The 14,811-nt window shown below is 60.8% G+C and carries 13 protein-coding genes; 4 read left to right on the top strand and 9 right to left on the bottom strand.

Annotation, left to right across the window (positions count from 1 at the left end; all coding sequences use genetic code 11):
* Positions 1–288 precede the first annotated feature (288 nt).
* The 5 genes from D0B32_RS18390 to D0B32_RS18370 form a co-directional block, all read right to left on the bottom strand.
* Positions 289–807, bottom strand: a complete 519-nt coding sequence (locus D0B32_RS18390; RefSeq protein ID WP_117335613.1) for a cupin domain-containing protein — start codon at positions 805–807, stop codon at positions 289–291.
* Positions 808–1,068: 261 nt separating this feature from the next.
* Complete coding sequence (gene fusA / locus D0B32_RS18385; protein ID WP_117335611.1) at positions 1,069–3,174, bottom strand: elongation factor G; 2,106 nt, start codon at positions 3,172–3,174, stop codon at positions 1,069–1,071.
* A gap of 400 nt (positions 3,175–3,574) precedes the next feature.
* Positions 3,575–4,081: a DUF192 domain-containing protein gene (locus tag D0B32_RS18380; protein WP_117335609.1), complete on the bottom strand. Its 507-nt coding sequence runs from the start codon at positions 4,079–4,081 to the stop codon at positions 3,575–3,577.
* Between the two features lie 158 nt (positions 4,082–4,239).
* Entirely contained in the window at positions 4,240–4,440 is a 201-nt protein-coding gene (locus D0B32_RS18375; protein ID WP_117335607.1) for a hypothetical protein, read from the bottom strand.
* 452 nt (positions 4,441–4,892) lie between these two features.
* Positions 4,893–5,462, bottom strand: coding sequence for a pseudouridine synthase (locus tag D0B32_RS18370; RefSeq protein WP_117335605.1), 570 nt, complete (start codon positions 5,460–5,462; stop codon positions 4,893–4,895).
* Between the two features lie 282 nt (positions 5,463–5,744).
* Between D0B32_RS18370 and icd the strand changes: the two genes are divergently transcribed.
* A complete protein-coding gene (icd, locus tag D0B32_RS18365) occupies positions 5,745–7,001 on the top strand; it encodes an NADP-dependent isocitrate dehydrogenase (protein ID WP_117335603.1) in 1,257 nt (418 codons plus the stop codon).
* Between the two features lie 432 nt (positions 7,002–7,433).
* The gene (locus tag D0B32_RS18360) at positions 7,434–8,252 is read left to right on the top strand and encodes a hypothetical protein (protein ID WP_117335601.1); all 819 of its coding nucleotides are present in this window, start codon (positions 7,434–7,436) and stop codon (positions 8,250–8,252) included.
* 179 nt (positions 8,253–8,431) lie between these two features.
* Here D0B32_RS18360 and cspD read toward each other — a convergent pair whose 3' ends face one another.
* On the bottom strand, positions 8,432–8,638 hold the full coding sequence (gene cspD, locus D0B32_RS18355; RefSeq protein ID WP_017776809.1) for a cold shock domain-containing protein CspD: 207 nt from the start codon (positions 8,636–8,638) through the stop codon (positions 8,432–8,434).
* Positions 8,639–9,218: 580 nt separating this feature from the next.
* Here cspD and clpS point away from each other — a divergent pair.
* Both clpS and clpA read left to right on the top strand, forming a co-directional pair.
* Positions 9,219–9,533 carry an ATP-dependent Clp protease adapter ClpS gene (gene clpS / locus D0B32_RS18350; RefSeq protein ID WP_117335599.1) on the top strand — a complete coding sequence of 105 codons (315 nt, stop codon included), beginning with the start codon at positions 9,219–9,221 and terminating at the stop codon, positions 9,531–9,533.
* Positions 9,530–11,821 (top strand): ATP-dependent Clp protease ATP-binding subunit ClpA, encoded by a 2,292-nt coding sequence (gene clpA / locus D0B32_RS18345; RefSeq protein WP_117335597.1) that lies wholly within the window; start codon positions 9,530–9,532, stop codon positions 11,819–11,821. Before clpS ends, clpA begins: the two co-directional genes overlap by 4 nt.
* Before the next feature lie 152 nt (positions 11,822–11,973).
* Here the strand turns inward: clpA and dut are convergent, their stop codons facing one another.
* Genes dut through coaBC form a run of 3 tightly spaced genes read right to left on the bottom strand, consistent with a single transcriptional unit; the run spans position 11,974 to position 14,739 of the window.
* The gene (gene dut / locus D0B32_RS18340; protein WP_117335595.1) at positions 11,974–12,420 is read right to left on the bottom strand and encodes a dUTP diphosphatase; all 447 of its coding nucleotides are present in this window, start codon (positions 12,418–12,420) and stop codon (positions 11,974–11,976) included.
* Positions 12,421–12,474: 54 nt separating this feature from the next.
* On the bottom strand, positions 12,475–13,476 hold the full coding sequence (locus tag D0B32_RS18335; protein WP_117335593.1) for an LLM class flavin-dependent oxidoreductase: 1,002 nt from the start codon (positions 13,474–13,476) through the stop codon (positions 12,475–12,477).
* 48 nt (positions 13,477–13,524) lie between these two features.
* A complete protein-coding gene (gene coaBC / locus D0B32_RS18330; RefSeq protein ID WP_117335591.1) occupies positions 13,525–14,739 on the bottom strand; it encodes a bifunctional phosphopantothenoylcysteine decarboxylase/phosphopantothenate--cysteine ligase CoaBC in 1,215 nt (404 codons plus the stop codon).
* Positions 14,740–14,811: the final 72 nt, after the last annotated feature.

The following is a 14,811-nucleotide window of genomic DNA, read 5'->3' as shown; positions in this document are numbered from 1 at the left end:
GAGTGCGGCGTGACAGCCGCTTGGCGAGATGACGGTGCTGCGTTAGCGAAAAGCGGTTTCAGTGTAAGCGATTGACCACGGATTCGGAACAATTGGCGCGCGGGCGGTCGGGGCTTAATCGAGTGCGATTGTGCCTTAGCGGCAACGCGGCGTGACGCATGGTTAGGGGCACCTTGGCTTTCGCATCAAGATTGCCGCTGCGTCAGCAGCGAAACGGTCGTGTTGACGACACCTTTACCGCTTCGACGCAGCCAGCGGCACGAATGACGTCAGCGAGCTTTGCGCCGCTCAATGTTCGTGAGGATGCTTGTGAATCGGGTCCACCCAGTAGACCGCCTCGGGTGCTTCCACAGCGTCGATGTTCAGATTGACCACCACGGCTTCGTTGTCGCTGCGCACGAGTACGCATTCGAGCGGATCGTCGGTACTCGCGTTGATCTCCTGGTGCGGTACATAGGGCGGCACGAAAATGAAGTCACCGGGACCGGCTTCCGCCGTGAACTCGAGATGCTCGCCCCAGCGCATGCGCGCCTGACCGCGCACCACATAGATCACGCTTTCGAGCGCGCCATGATGATGAGCACCTGTCTTGGCGTTCGGATGAATCGTCACGGTGCCGGCCCACAGTTTTTGCGCGCCGACCCGTGCCGCGTTGATCGCCGCGGCGCGATTCATGCCCGGCGTTTGCGCGGTGTTGCTATCGAGCTGATCGCCCTTGATGACCTTGACGCCGTGCTCGCGCCAGTCGATTGGCTGAGACGCATGTTCCGTATGGTGATAGTGCGGGTGTTCGTGATCCTGGCTCATGGGGCGTCTCCTCACTGTCACGCGTTGCACGAATTGCGGCGCGTCTGGTGCGCCTGATCGGGCGCAAAAACGGGCCGCAGATGCTTCGCATTTTTGCACGTTCGAGGCCATCGCGTTTTTGCCATGCCGCAGATGCGATACGGGGCTGACGATGCGCGCGATGCGATGCGCAGAAAAAAGCCCATCCACAGGGGACGGGCTTTTGAGCATCAGGCTATACATGCAGCGGTACATCGAGCTGCATGTACGGCTTTCGCGGCGTTACTTCTGCTTTGCGTTGATCACCGCTTCCGCGACGTTGTTCGGCGTTTCCGCGTAGTGCTTGAACTCCATCGTGTAAGTGGCGCGGCCTTGCGTGGCCGAACGCAGCGAAGTCGAATAGCCGAACATTTCTGCCAGCGGCACTTCGGCGCGCACCAGCTTGCCGCCGCCGCCCGCGATGTCTTCCATGCCCTGCACGAGACCACGGCGTGACGACAGATCGCCCATCACGTTGCCCATGAAGTCCTCGGGCGTTTCCACTTCCACGGCCATCATCGGTTCGAGCAACACGGGCTTCGCCTTGCGCATCGCTTCCTTGAAGGCCATCGAACCAGCCATGCGGAACGCGTTTTCGTTCGAGTCGACGTCGTGGTACGAACCGAAGGTCAGCGTCACCTTCACGTCCACCACCGGATAGCCCGCCAGCACGCCGGCCTTCAGGGTTTCGGTGATGCCCTTGTCGACCGCCGGAATGAATTCGCGCGGAATCACACCGCCCTTGATGGCGTCCACGAATTCGTAGCCCTTGCCTTGCGGCGCCGGCTCCAGCGTGATGACCGCGTGACCGTACTGACCACGGCCACCCGATTGCTTGACGAACTTGCCTTCCACGTCTTCGACCTTGGTGCGCACCGTTTCGCGGTACGCCACCTGCGGCTTGCCGACCGTCGCTTCCACGCCGAACTCGCGCTTCATGCGGTCCACCAGAATTTCCAGGTGCAGCTCGCCCATCCCGGAGATGATGGTCTGGCCGGATTCTTCATCGGTCTGCACACGGAACGACGGGTCTTCCTGGGCCAGACGGTTCAGCGCAATGCCCATCTTTTCCTGGTCGACCTTGGTCTTCGGCTCGACAGCCTGCGAGATCACCGGCTCCGGGAAGATCATGCGTTCGAGGATGATCACGTTGTTCGGATCGCACAGCGTGTCGCCCGTGGTCGCTTCCTTCAGGCCGACTGCCGCGGCGATGTCGCCCGCGTAGACTTCCTTGATTTCCTTGCGCTCGTTGGCGTGCATCTGAAGAATACGGCCGAGGCGTTCCTTCTTTTCCTTGACCGCGTTGTAGACGGTGTCGCCCGAATTCACCACGCCCGAGTACACGCGGAAGAAGATTAGCTGGCCGACGAATGGGTCGGTCATGATCTTGAAGGCGAGTGCCGAGAACGGATCGGTGTCAGTCGGATGACGCTCGATTTCGCGGTCCTGCTCGTCGTGACCCGTGATGGCGGGCACGTCGATCGGCGAGGGCAGATAGTCGATCACCGCGTCGAGCATTGCCTGCACGCCCTTGTTCTTGAAGGCGCTGCCGCACAGCATGGGCACGATTTCATTGGCGATGCAGCGCACGCGCAGACCGTGCTTGATCTCTTCTTCAGTGAGCGTGTCGCCGCCGAGGTACTTGTCGAGCAGTTCTTCGCTGGCTTCCGCTGCGGCTTCGACCATCTTGTCGTGCCATTCCTTCGCGGTGTCGGCCAGTTCGGCGGGGATGTCCTTGTACTCGAACTTGATGCCCTGGTTCTCTTCGTCCCAGACAATCGCCTTCATCTTGACGAGGTCGACCACGCCCTGGAAGTGCTCTTCGGCGCCAATCGGAATCTGGATGGGCACGGCCACGCCCTTCAGACGATCGCCGATCTGCCGCTGTACGCGGAAGAAGTCGGCGCCCACGCGGTCCATCTTGTTGACGAACGCAATGCGCGGCACCTTGTACTTGTTCGCCTGACGCCACACGGTTTCGGATTGCGGCTGCACGCCGCCCACCGAGTCGTACACCATGCAGGCACCGTCGAGCACGCGCATCGAGCGTTCCACTTCAATCGTGAAGTCGACGTGGCCCGGCGTGTCGATGATGTTGATGCGGTGTTCCGGATAATTGCCGGCCATGCCTTTCCAGAATGCAGTCGTGGCAGCCGATGTGATCGTGATGCCGCGCTCCTGCTCCTGCTCCATCCAGTCCATCGTCGCCGCACCATCGTGAACTTCACCGATCTTGTGCGTCACGCCGGTGTAGAAGAGGATGCGTTCGGTGGTCGTGGTTTTGCCGGCATCGATGTGAGCGCTAATGCCGATATTCCGGTAGCGCTCGATGGGAGTCTTGCGGGGCACGTGAACCTCCTTGAATTGGCGCGCGAGGGGCGGGCGTCGAGCGGCGCACGACGCCGTCCGCGCGTTCTTGGTGCTGCGCTGAGATTACAAGGATAGCGCGTCGCAGGGGCTTTTGCAGGAATCTTGCCAGGCGGGGTGAAACGGGCGGCTGACGGGCAGGCGGCGGGGCGCCGGTGAAGCGCCGGGAGCGCGCTTCGAGAGGAATGTTCTATGGAGGCGGGGCGGGGTGGTCCGATGCGCGCCTCTCGTCGCTTTCTGGTCCCGTTCGCGCCTTGTGTTGCTGGAGGTTGCTGGAGACGGCTCACGTGGTTCAGCTGGCTCGGGGCTGCCCTCAGGGCGCGCCCCGCGTGTCAGGCGGTTTCCAACCCGAAGTTGAAGCAACCTGATCGAGCCGCACCACTTACTGCGCGGCGGGCAACCCCTGCATGACCATGCCCGGCTTGATGCCTTTCGATTCGAACCAGTTCTTGCTCATTTCCAGCGCATACGTGCCGTTGTTGCGAGGGCAATGATTGTTGGTGGTTTCAGCGTCCATCTCGTCGATGTCCGTGATCGTGCCGTCTGCACGAATGAAGGCAATGGACAGCGGAATCAGCGTGTTCTTCATCCAGAAGCAATGCACGGCGTTCTCGGGAAAGACAAACAGCATGCCTTCGTTCGGCGCGAGCTGGGTGCGGTACATGAGGCCCTGTTCGCGATCCGGATCGCTCGATGCAACTGCAGCGTCGATCACGAACATGCCGACCGTCAACTTGGTGCGCGGAAATTCGTTGGGTTGCTTCGCACCGGGTGGCATTTGCTGCGCGTACGCGCTATGGACCGGAGCAAGCGTGAAGGACGCCGCCGCCAGCGGCAACGCGACAGCAATCGCAAAGCGCGCTACCAGTGAGCGCAGGGAAATTCGCACGGCAGGACTCCAGGGCAGTAAATTAACCCGCGAATGTTACGCGAGCGCGTCAACGCACGTCAAAAACAAAAAGGCAGATCGCCTTGCGGTGATCTGCCTTTCAACGCCGTAAGAACGGCAAGTGAAGCTAGTTCTTGACTGCGTTTTCTACGACAAACTTATTCCGAAGCGCCCGAAGCTGCAGCAGCAGCTGCTGCCTTCTTCTTCGATGCCTTCTTGTGCGATGCCTTCTTCGTGGTCTTCTTAGCCGACGAAGCAGCAGCTGCCGGAGCTGCCGAAGCTGCGACCGGAGCCGAAGCTTGTGCGAATGCTGCCGTTGCGAAGAGGCCAGCGACCAGAGCGGCGATCAGTTTGTTCATTTTGTGAATCCTCAGCTTTAGTAAATTAACCAAATGACCCGGTTATGTATGAGTCATGTCGGTAAACGTGCCATCCACCTTTCGGTTGACACCCGTGTTGAACAATTTTTCAACACGTTTGTCGAGCGCTCAGACTCCCTGCACTGACCGCTAGAACGGCTTGCACAAAGGCCCTTAAGGCTGAATGCCGGATAGCTTCGGGCGGCATCTGCGTCGAATAACGCGTGAGCGCGCCGTACGGTTGACGTAATTTTTCTGGAATATTTATGCGCGCCGCTATCAAGCTGGATTCGATGCGCAATTACACCTTGAGCGCGATTTGTTTTAAAAGAAAAACGCTTGCGGATACAACGGCTTAGCCCGTGCATTGAAGATTTTTTTGCGCGCTCGATGATGCCGCGCGAGTAAGCAACGTTGCGCGTGCGATGACCATTTAAATGCTTGTTGTGGGTTCAAAACGCGCCATCCCACGGTGCGCGTGTCGGCAGTTCGCGCGATGCACCCGGTTCGAGTCCGAGTGCGAAGATGTCGAGCGCGCCGATGCCCACGCGTACGAGACGCAACGTGGGGAAACCGACTGCCGCCGTCATGCGGCGCACCTGGCGATTCTTGCCTTCGGTGATCGACAGTTCGATCCACGTCGTTGGAATGGCGGCGCGAAAACGGATGGGCGGATTGCGTAGCCAGAGCGTGGCGGGCGGTTCGATGATCTGCGCTTTGCAGGGACGCGTCACGTAATCACCCAGGTCGACACCGCTCGCGAGGTGTTTTAACGCAGCGGCATCGGCGGCGCCTTCGACTTGCGCCCAATAGCGTTTGACGAGCTTGTGACGCGGCTCGGCAATGCGCGCCTGAAGTGCGCCGTCGTCGGTGAGCAGCAACAGACCTTCGCTATCGGAATCGAGCCGGCCCGCTGGATAAACGCCCGGTGTCTTGACCCAGTCCGCGAGTGAGGCGCGGGTTTCATGCGGCGAAAACTGGCAGATGGTGCCAAACGGCTTGTTGAGAGCGAGGAGGCGCATGCGGATCTTCAGACGTGCGGAGGGGGCTGTGGCAAGTGGCCGGATAATAATGCATAATTTTTAGCAGCATCTCTTATGTCTTATATAAGATATAAGAGATTCGAACCATCTGGTTCAGGCGCATCGCCTCGCAGCGTGGCACCGGGAAGCCGCGTGCGTGACAGCGTGGGCTAGAATAACCGCTCAGTCGCTTGCAGGCGTTTGGCGTAGCGCTTCGCAAAGCGCGCCCGGTTTCGCAGTTCCCTTTGCTTCCCATAGCACAGCCATCACTGGAGTCCGATCATGCCGTATCAGCACATAAAGGTTCCGACGGGCGGAGACAAAATCACTGTCAACGCAGACTACTCGCTCAATGTTTCCGACCAGCCCATCATTCCGTTCATCGAAGGTGACGGCACCGGTACGGACATCACGCCAGTCATGATCAAGGTGGTGGATGCAGCGGTGGAAAAAGCGTACGGCGGCCAGAAGAAAATCCACTGGATGGAAGTGTATGCCGGCGAGAAGGCCACCAAGGTGTACGGCCCGGACGTGTGGCTGCCCGAAGAGACGCTGGAAGTGGTCAAGGAATACGTGGTGTCGATCAAGGGACCGCTGACCACGCCGGTGGGCGGCGGCATCCGTTCGCTGAACGTGGCGCTGCGCCAGGAACTCGATCTGTATGTGTGCCTGCGGCCGGTGCAGTATTTCAAGGGCGTGCCTTCGCCGGTACGTGAGCCGGAAAAGACCAACATGGTGATCTTCCGCGAGAACTCGGAAGACATCTACGCGGGCATCGAGTGGGCCGCCGGGTCGGAAGAGGCGAAGAAGGTCATCAACTTCCTGCGCGAAGAAATGGGCGTGAAGAAGATCCGCTTTCCCAACACGTCGGCACTGGGCGTCAAGCCGGTCTCGAAGGAAGGCACGGAGCGGCTCGTGCGCAAGGCGTTGCAGTACGCCATCGACAACGATCGCCGCTCTCTCACGCTGGTGCACAAGGGCAACATCATGAAGTACACGGAAGGCGCATTCCGTGACTACGGCTACGCGCTGGCGCAGAAGGAATTCGGCGCCGAACTCGTGGACGGCGGCCCGTGGATGAAGTTCAAGAATCCGAAGACCGGTAACGACATTGTCGTGAAGGACGTGATTGCCGACGCGTTCCTCCAGCAGATCCTGCTGCGTCCGGCCGAATATGACGTGATCGCGACACTCAATCTGAACGGCGACTACATCTCTGACGCATTGGCGGCGCAGGTGGGCGGCATTGGCATTGCGCCGGGCGCGAACATGTCGGATTCAGTGGCGATGTTCGAAGCCACCCATGGCACCGCGCCGAAGTATGCGGGCAAGGACTACGTCAATCCCGGCTCGGAAATCCTCTCCGCGGAAATGATGCTGCGCCACCTGGGATGGACCGAGGCGGCGGACAAGATCATCCAGTCGATGGAAGCGTCGATCCTGCAAAAACGCGTCACGTACGACTTCGCCCGTTTGATGGAAGGCGCGACCCAGGTGTCGTGCTCGGGTTTCGGCCAGGTGATGATTGAGAATATGTAGGCGTGGTTGGATGGCGGGTTGAGCCAGACGACTGATGAACCCCGGCAGATCGCTGATCGCCGGGGTTTTTGTTTGGCGGCGATGGTTTGGCGGGGGTGCCTTGATTGCGGCAGATTGTCGCAAAAGTTGTTTTCAGGGCTGTCTCGTAAAGACGCCGCCACGTTGATTTTTCCAAGGCTTGCGAGCGCCGGCGCCGTCTCGATACCAAGCGGTCTGTCCCCAGTTGTATGCTGGAGGCACATTTCTTCAACACATTTCGTCGCGGTGATATTTCCTGTCAGGCAGCGATCTCAATAAAACCGCTGACGACGCGTCGAGCCCGGCACCCCCTAGGTGGCAAAACGCCGCTCTGCTATAAGTTGGCCCCTTGCTTGGTACCGCGCCATGCGCGAGGCCGACATTGCCGCCGCGCTTCGACTTAACGGGAGACTCATGCTCGAAGAAAAAATCCACGCGAACGTCTACGTTGCGACACCCAGTTACGGCGCCGTCGTGGCGACGGAATATGTACTCGGCTTGCTCGATCTGTACGAGGCTTCGTCTCGCTACGGCTTCGGCCTGCAGACGAACTTCAACAGCTTCGACAGCCTGATTACGCGCGCCCGCAACACGATGGTCGCGGAGTTCCTTGCGGACAGCCGCTTCACGCATCTGATGTGGATTGACGGCGACATTGGCTTCAAAGGCGCCGATGTCCTGCGGTTGCTGCACGCCAACCGGCCCGTGGCGGCGGGCGTGTATCCGCTGAAGTCCGACGGCTGGCCGCGAGCGGGTCTGCCCGAAGCGTTGCCGGCCGGCAGCACCAAAGCCGATTTCCAGGCGCGCTTCGCCACGTATCCCGCGGTGGTGCACGCGGACAATCTGGATCCGGACGCGGACGGCTTCCTCGAGGTGCTCTACGCGCCGACCGGGTTCATGCTCATCAGGCGTGAAGTGTTGCTCGCGCTGATCGAACGTTTCCCGGAGCTGCGCTGCCAGCCGCGCCTGAAGGATCGCAGCGAACACGACAGCGGGGGACCGGCGCAGTACCACTACGCCTTGTTCGACACGATGATCGACCCGCAGACGCGCGAATATCTTTCCGAGGACTACGCGTTCTGCCGGCGGATCATGGAAATTGGCATCGCGCCGGCCATCGACACTCGTTCGAACTTTGCCCATCAAGGCGTGGCAATCTTCGAGGGCGACGTAACCCGCAGCCTTGCCATGCAGCGATCGGCAGTTCGTCAGGACGCCGAAGTGAGCGGGTGAGCCGTACGGTTGCGCAATCCCGTCATTGGGCCCGATAGTTGGGATTGTTCTGGCGCAGGCGCGGATCGACGCCCGGTCCCGGCAGAACGACCCGTAAGCCCAACAAAGAGGAATCGGCCACTCCAGAATGAAGAAACCCGGCACAAGGCCGGGTTTTCAGGGTACGGGTACCGAACAACTCAGGCGGCGGCCTGGATGTTCGATGCCTGCTTGCCTTTGGGGCCCTGCACGACCTCAAAGCTAACCTTTTGGCCTTCCTTCAGGGTTTTGAACCCATTCATTTGAATAGCCGAAAAGTGTGCAAACAGATCCTCACCGCCTTCGTCGGGCGTAATGAATCCGAAACCTTTCGCGTCATTGAACCATTTGACCGTACCAGTTGCCATACCTACTTCCCCTGTAACTCATGACACCACCACGAGCCGTCGAAAAGCTGCACGGCCGCGCAATGCAGCCGCTCCCTCTCACAAGCTCACCATCGGCATTTTTTCGAATATTGGCTGAATGAAAAAAGTGCCAGCTTGATTGTTGAGGCTCTTTATTCGAGTGTCAAGAAAATTTTGAGACGGCGCCGGCAGCGTTGCAAACACCCCATTTCCAGGGTTTTTCCCGCTTTTCTTATGTGCGGTGGCGCAAGCGTCGCGTCTTGAAAAGTCGCATAATCGACTCACATGCTGGTCTGTAGGCGGAGTGCGGTCGGTGCAACGGCGCGGCCTGTATCAATAAGGTGTTGGCCAGGGTTTTGCACGCCGCTCACCGGCTCGGGCAGGTTGTGCGATACTCGATCTGACTGCGCCGCGGAAAGCTGCGGTGGCGACATTTTTGGAGGGCCGGCTCCGCAAACGGCTCCGTGCAAGACGCACGCGTGACAGGCAGTGCCGTCATGTGGAGGCGAAACAGATCGCCGGCCGGTTGGTCGGGTTTTGACAGGATTGCGGGCCTGTCCGAGTTGTTTAGAATGGGTGTATGGCAATTATCCCGGACAAGCAGGACGGCACCGTACTGGAGCGGCAGGAAAAAAAGCTGAAGCCGCCGGCCATGTATAAGGTGGTGCTAATGAATGACGACTTCACGCCAATGGAATTTGTCGTGATGATCGTGCAGGAATATTTCAATAAAGATCGTGAAACCGCAACACAGATTATGTTGAAGGTGCATCGCGAAGGAAGGGGAGTTTGTGGGGTCTATACGCGGGACATCGCGTCGACCAAAGTCGAGCAAGTCGTTACCCACGCACGGCAGGCCGGGCATCCGCTGCAGTGTGTGATGGAGGAAGCATGATTGCCCAGGAACTGGAAGTCAGCTTGCACATGGCGTTCATGGAAGCACGCCAGGCGCGGCACGAGTTCATTACGGTCGAACATCTTTTGCTAGCCCTGTTGGACAATCCGACGGCTGCTGAGGTGTTGCGCGCCTGCGCGGCCAATATCGAGGATCTGCGCCAGAACCTGCGCAACTTCATTCATGACAACACGCCGACCGTGCCTGGCACGGACGACGTCGACACGCAGCCCACGCTGGGTTTCCAGCGCGTGATCCAGCGTGCCATCATGCATGTTCAGTCCACCTCGAATGGCAAGAAGGAAGTGACCGGCGCGAACGTGCTGGTGGCGATCTTCGGCGAAAAGGATTCGCACGCGGTGTACTACCTGCAACAGCAGGGCGTGACGCGTCTGGACGTGGTGAACTTCATTTCGCATGGCATCGCAAAGACCAGCAGCACCGACGCCGCCAAGGCGAGCGATGCCAATGCCGAGTCGGACGAAGCCGCCGCGCAGAAGGAAACCCCGCTCGCACAGTTCACGCAGAATCTGAACCAGATGGCGAAAGACGGCCGCATCGATCCGTTGATCGGGCGCGAGTCGGAAGTCGAACGTGTGGTGCAGGTATTGTGCCGCCGGCGCAAGAACAATCCGCTACTGGTCGGTGAGGCCGGTGTCGGTAAAACCGCGATCGCCGAAGGGCTCGCCTGGCGCATTACGCGCGGCGAAGTGCCGGACATTCTGGCGGACGCGCAGGTTTATTCGCTCGACATGGGCGCGCTGCTGGCCGGTACGAAATACCGTGGCGATTTCGAGCAGCGTCTAAAGACGGTCCTGAAGGAACTGAAGGAACGTCCGCACGCCATTCTGTTTATCGACGAAATCCATACGCTGATCGGCGCGGGCGCCGCATCGGGCGGCACGCTGGACGCGTCGAATCTGCTGAAGCCGGCGCTGTCGTCGGGCACGCTCAAGTGCATCGGCGCCACGACGTTCACGGAATACCGCGGCATCTTCGAAAAAGATGCAGCGCTGTCACGCCGCTTCCAGAAGGTCGATGTGACCGAGCCGACCGTCGAACAGACGGTGGCGATCCTGCGTGGCCTGAAGTCGCGTTTCGAAGAGCATCACGGCGTGAAGTACTCGTCGGGTGCGCTGTCGGCGGCGGCAGAACTGTCGGCACGCTTCATCACGGATCGTCATCTGCCGGACAAGGCCATTGACGTGATCGACGAAGCGGGCGCAGCGCAACGCATCCTGCCGAAGTCGAAGCAGAAGAAGACCATCGGCAAGGGCGAGATCGAGGAAATCATCTCGAAGATCGCGCGTGTCCCGCCGCAAAGCGTGTCGCAGGACGACCGCAGCAAGCTCCAGACGCTCGACCGCGATCTGAAGAGCGTGGTGTTCGGGCAAGACCCGGCCATCGACGCACTCTCAGCCGCGATCAAGATGGCGCGTGCGGGTCTCGGCAAGCTGGACAAGCCGATCGGCGCGTTCCTGTTCTCCGGCCCGACCGGCGTCGGCAAGACCGAAGTGGCGAAGCAACTGGCGTTCACGCTGGGTATCGAGCTGATCCGCTTCGACATGTCGGAATACATGGAGCGCCACGCGGTCAGCCGTTTGATCGGCGCGCCGCCGGGCTACGTTGGTTTCGACCAGGGTGGTCTGCTCACTGAAGCTGTCACGAAGAAGCCGCATTGCGTGCTGCTGCTCGACGAAATCGAGAAGGCGCATCCGGACATCTACAACGTGCTGCTGCAGGTGATGGACCATGGCACGCTGACGGACAACAACGGTCGCAAGGCGGATTTCCGCAATGTCATCATCATCATGACGACGAACGCGGGTGCCGAGGCAATGGGCAAGTCCGTGATCGGCTTCACGACGCGCCGCGAAACCGGCGACGAAATGGTCGACATCAAGCGGATGTTCACGCCGGAGTTCCGTAACCGTCTGGACGCGACGATCAGCTTCCGTGCGCTCGATGAAGAAATCATCATGCGCGTGGTCGACAAGTTCCTGATGCAACTGGAAGATCAGTTGCACGAGAAGAAGGTCGACGCGCTGTTCACGGACGCGCTGCGCAAGCATCTCGCGAAGCACGGTTTCGATCCGCTCATGGGTGCACGTCCGATGCAGCGTCTGATCCAGGACACGATCCGTCGTGCACTGGCCGACGAACTGCTGTTCGGTAAGCTGATGGCGGGCGGCCGTGTCACGGTGGATGTCGACGCGGACGACAAGGTGAAGCTGACGTTCGACGAACAGCCGGCACCGCGCAATCCGGAAGCGATTGAAGTGGAGTAAGCAGGTTTCCTGATCGATTCGTCGATCAGAATCAGCAGCAAGTAAAAACGGCGTGAACCTTCGAGGTCCACGCCGTTTTTTTATGCCTTAAGCGTCACGCTGGCGGACGGCTTGCGCGCTTTAGACGAAATCCTCAGCGCCGCCCGTTTGCGTTAGTGTTTGCCGGTGCTGCCAAAGCCACCCGCACCACGCTCGCTTTCCGCGAAATCTTCCACGATGTTGAATTGCGCCTGCACCACCGGCACGATCACCAGTTGCGCGAGCCGTTCCATCGGATTCAGCGTGAACGCGCTCTGGCCGCGATTCCACGTGGAGATCATCAGTTGCCCTTGGTAATCCGAATCAATCAGCCCCACCAGATTGCCCAGCACGATGCCGTGCTTATGCCCCAGGCCCGAGCGCGGCAGGATCAAAGCCGCGTAGCCCGGATCGCCAACGTGGATCGCAAGGCCAGTTGGTACGAGCGCGGTTTCGCCGGGTTGCAACGTCAGCGGCTCGTCGAGACATGCGCGCAGATCGAGGCCGGCGCTGCCGGTGGTGGCGTAAGCGGGCAGTTGTTCGCGCATGCGCGCGTCGAGGATCTTCAGGTCTAGTTTCATGCAGGTCGAATCAATGGAAGTGAATGGAAAATCAAGCGGAGCAGGGGTGTTGTCTTAACGCGCTAACTGGAATGCGTCGGCCAGCAGTTCATACGAACGCAAGCGCGCGCGATAACTACCCGCGACCGTCAGCACGACAAGTTCGTCAGCCTGGAATTGCTCCTGCAGCGCCAGCATGCGTTCGGTCACGCGCTCCGGCGTGCCGATGATGCTGCGCGGCTTCTCGCGGTCGATCACGAGTTTTTCGCGTTCGCCGTACTCCTGAGCCACGCCTTGTTCGATGGTCGGGATGGGCGCATTCAGACCGTAGGCCATCTGCACACGGCGCAGATCGACCGCCTTCTCCAGGTCCGCGGCTTCCTCGTCCGTGTCCGCGCAGATCACGAACACGGCGGCCGCGAGGTAGGGCTGCGCTTCGTGTCCTGCCCTGAAGCGCTCGCGATACGCCTGCGCCACCCGATCGCCGAAATGCGCGTTGATGAAATGCGCGAACGCAAAGCGGATGCCGAGTTGCGCGGCGAGCAGGCCGCCGAATTCGCTCGACCCGAGCACCCACAACTGTGGGCGCGTCTCCACCTGAGGCTGCAGCAGCACGCCTTGTGCGACGTGATCGGCCGGCAGCTTGCCGCTCATCAGGCCGACGAGATCGGCCACTTGCTGCGGGAAGATATCGCCGCGATTGTAGGTGCCCGCCGCGACCGCCTGGGCGGTGCGCATGTCACCACCCGGCGCGCGGCCGACGCCCAGGTCGATCCGGTTCGGAAACAGGGCTTCGAGCATCATGAACTGCTCGGCCACCTTGAAGGGGCTGTAGTAAGGCAGCATCACACCACCGGAGCCGAGCCGGATGCGTTGAGTGACGCTGCCGAGGCGCGCCAGCATCACTTCGGGACAGGGGTTCGACACGCCGCGCAGGCCGTGATGCTCGGCGCACCAGTAGCGGGTGTAGCCGAGATCGTCCGCGAGTTGCGCGAGTTCGACGGTGGCGGCAATCGCGTCCGCCACCGAGTGCCCGTCGATCACGGGCGTTTGATCGAGCACGGAAAGTAGCGTCATGGCAGGCGGCTCCTGAATGTCTCGGGTTCCGGCAGAAAGACCGGGCGGTTACCGGATCAGGCTCGTATCGGGCAGCCGCTTCGCGATCTCCTTGATCAGCGCGAGCGCGAGCGTCTGCTTGTCGGCGCGCGGCAGTCGAGTGCTGCCGCTCGCTTCGAACAAAACGACTTCGTTGTCATCCTGGCCAAACGTGAGCGGCCCGAGGTTGCCGATCAGAAGCGGCACGTTTTTGCGCACGCGCTTTTCTTCGCCGTGCACATCCAGATCGCCGCTTTCGGCAGCGAAACCCACGCAGAAGGGCGGGTGAGGCAGCTTCGCCACGGAGGCCAGAATGTCGGGATTCTCGACGAACGTGAAGGTGGGCGTGGCGTGTTCGGCCGTCTTCTTGATCTTGTGATCGCTGACGTGATCGACGCGCCAGTCCGCCACCGCGGCCACGCCAATGAAGATGTCGTAGTCGGGCACGGCGCGCATGACGGCGTCGTGCATCTGCTGCGCCGTCTGCACGTCCTCGCGGAACACGCCCCACGGTGTGTCCAGCGCCACCGGACCGGCTACCAGATGCACGTCGGCGCCGGCCTGCTGGGCGGCACGCGCCAGCGCAAAGCCCATCTTGCCGCTGGAGCGATTGGTGAGGCCGCGCACCGGATCCAGGGGTTCGAAGGTCGGACCGGCGGTGAGCAGCACGCGGCGGCCAGCGAGGATCTTCGGCTGGAAGAACGAGGCGATTGCTTCGTAGGTGGCGGCGGCTTCGAGCATCCGGCCATCGCCGATTTCACCGCACGCCTGCGGACCGGAATCCGGGCCGAGCACCTCGACGCCGTCCGCGCGAAGCTGCGCGACGTTGCGCTGGGTGGCCGGGTTTTGCCACATCTGACGGTTCATCGCCGGCACGACCAGCAGCGGACAGTCGCGCGCGACGCACAGCGTCGAGAGCAGATCGTCGGCCATGCCGTGCGCGAGTTTGGCGAGGAAGTCCGTGGAGGCGGGCGCGATCACGATCGCGTCGGCTTCACGCGAAAGGTCGATGTGCGCCATGTTGTTCGGCACCCGCCCATCCCATTGACTGGAAAACACGGGACGGCCGGACAGCGCCTGCATGGTGACGGGTGTGATGAACTGCGTGGCCGCTTCGGTCATGACGACCTGCACGGTCGCGCCCGCTTTGGTCAGGAGGCGCGTGAGTTCGGCGATTTTGTAGCAGGCAATCCCGCCGGTGAGGCCGAGGACGAGATGTTTTCCTGCGAGTTCTGCGGTTGCCAACGAAAGCCTCCTCCGACAAAGCATGATGGCGTCAGGCGTGGGGCTGGCGCCACGCAGACGCCTCAGCCCCAA

Origin of the sequence: Paraburkholderia sp. DHOC27 (assembly GCF_003429005.1) — a bacterium.
GTDB lineage: Bacteria > Pseudomonadota > Gammaproteobacteria > Burkholderiales > Burkholderiaceae > Paraburkholderia.
The sequence above is the reverse complement of the archived record's forward strand: the minus strand, read 5'-3'. Positions and strand labels throughout refer to the sequence as shown.

Bases quoted from the DNA above. Each gene is read 5' to 3' on its own strand.
- D0B32_RS18375 (WP_117335607.1), bottom strand. From the start codon at position 4,440: ATGAACAAACTGATCGCCGCTCTGGTCGCTGGCCTCTTCGCAACGGCA.
- clpS (WP_117335599.1), top strand. From the start codon at position 9,219: ATGGCAATTATCCCGGACAAGCAGGACGGCACCGTACTGGAGCGGCAG.
- D0B32_RS18335 (WP_117335593.1), bottom strand. From the start codon at position 13,476: ATGACGCTACTTTCCGTGCTCGATCAAACGCCCGTGATCGACGGGCAC.
- icd (WP_117335603.1), top strand. From the start codon at position 5,745: ATGCCGTATCAGCACATAAAGGTTCCGACGGGCGGAGACAAAATCACT.
- dut (WP_117335595.1), bottom strand. From the start codon at position 12,420: ATGAAACTAGACCTGAAGATCCTCGACGCGCGCATGCGCGAACAACTG.
- D0B32_RS18360 (WP_117335601.1), top strand. From the start codon at position 7,434: ATGCTCGAAGAAAAAATCCACGCGAACGTCTACGTTGCGACACCCAGT.
- clpA (WP_117335597.1), top strand. From the start codon at position 9,530: ATGATTGCCCAGGAACTGGAAGTCAGCTTGCACATGGCGTTCATGGAA.
- cspD (WP_017776809.1), bottom strand. From the start codon at position 8,638: ATGGCAACTGGTACGGTCAAATGGTTCAATGACGCGAAAGGTTTCGGA.
- D0B32_RS18370 (WP_117335605.1), bottom strand. From the start codon at position 5,462: ATGCGCCTCCTCGCTCTCAACAAGCCGTTTGGCACCATCTGCCAGTTT.
- D0B32_RS18390 (WP_117335613.1), bottom strand. From the start codon at position 807: ATGAGCCAGGATCACGAACACCCGCACTATCACCATACGGAACATGCG.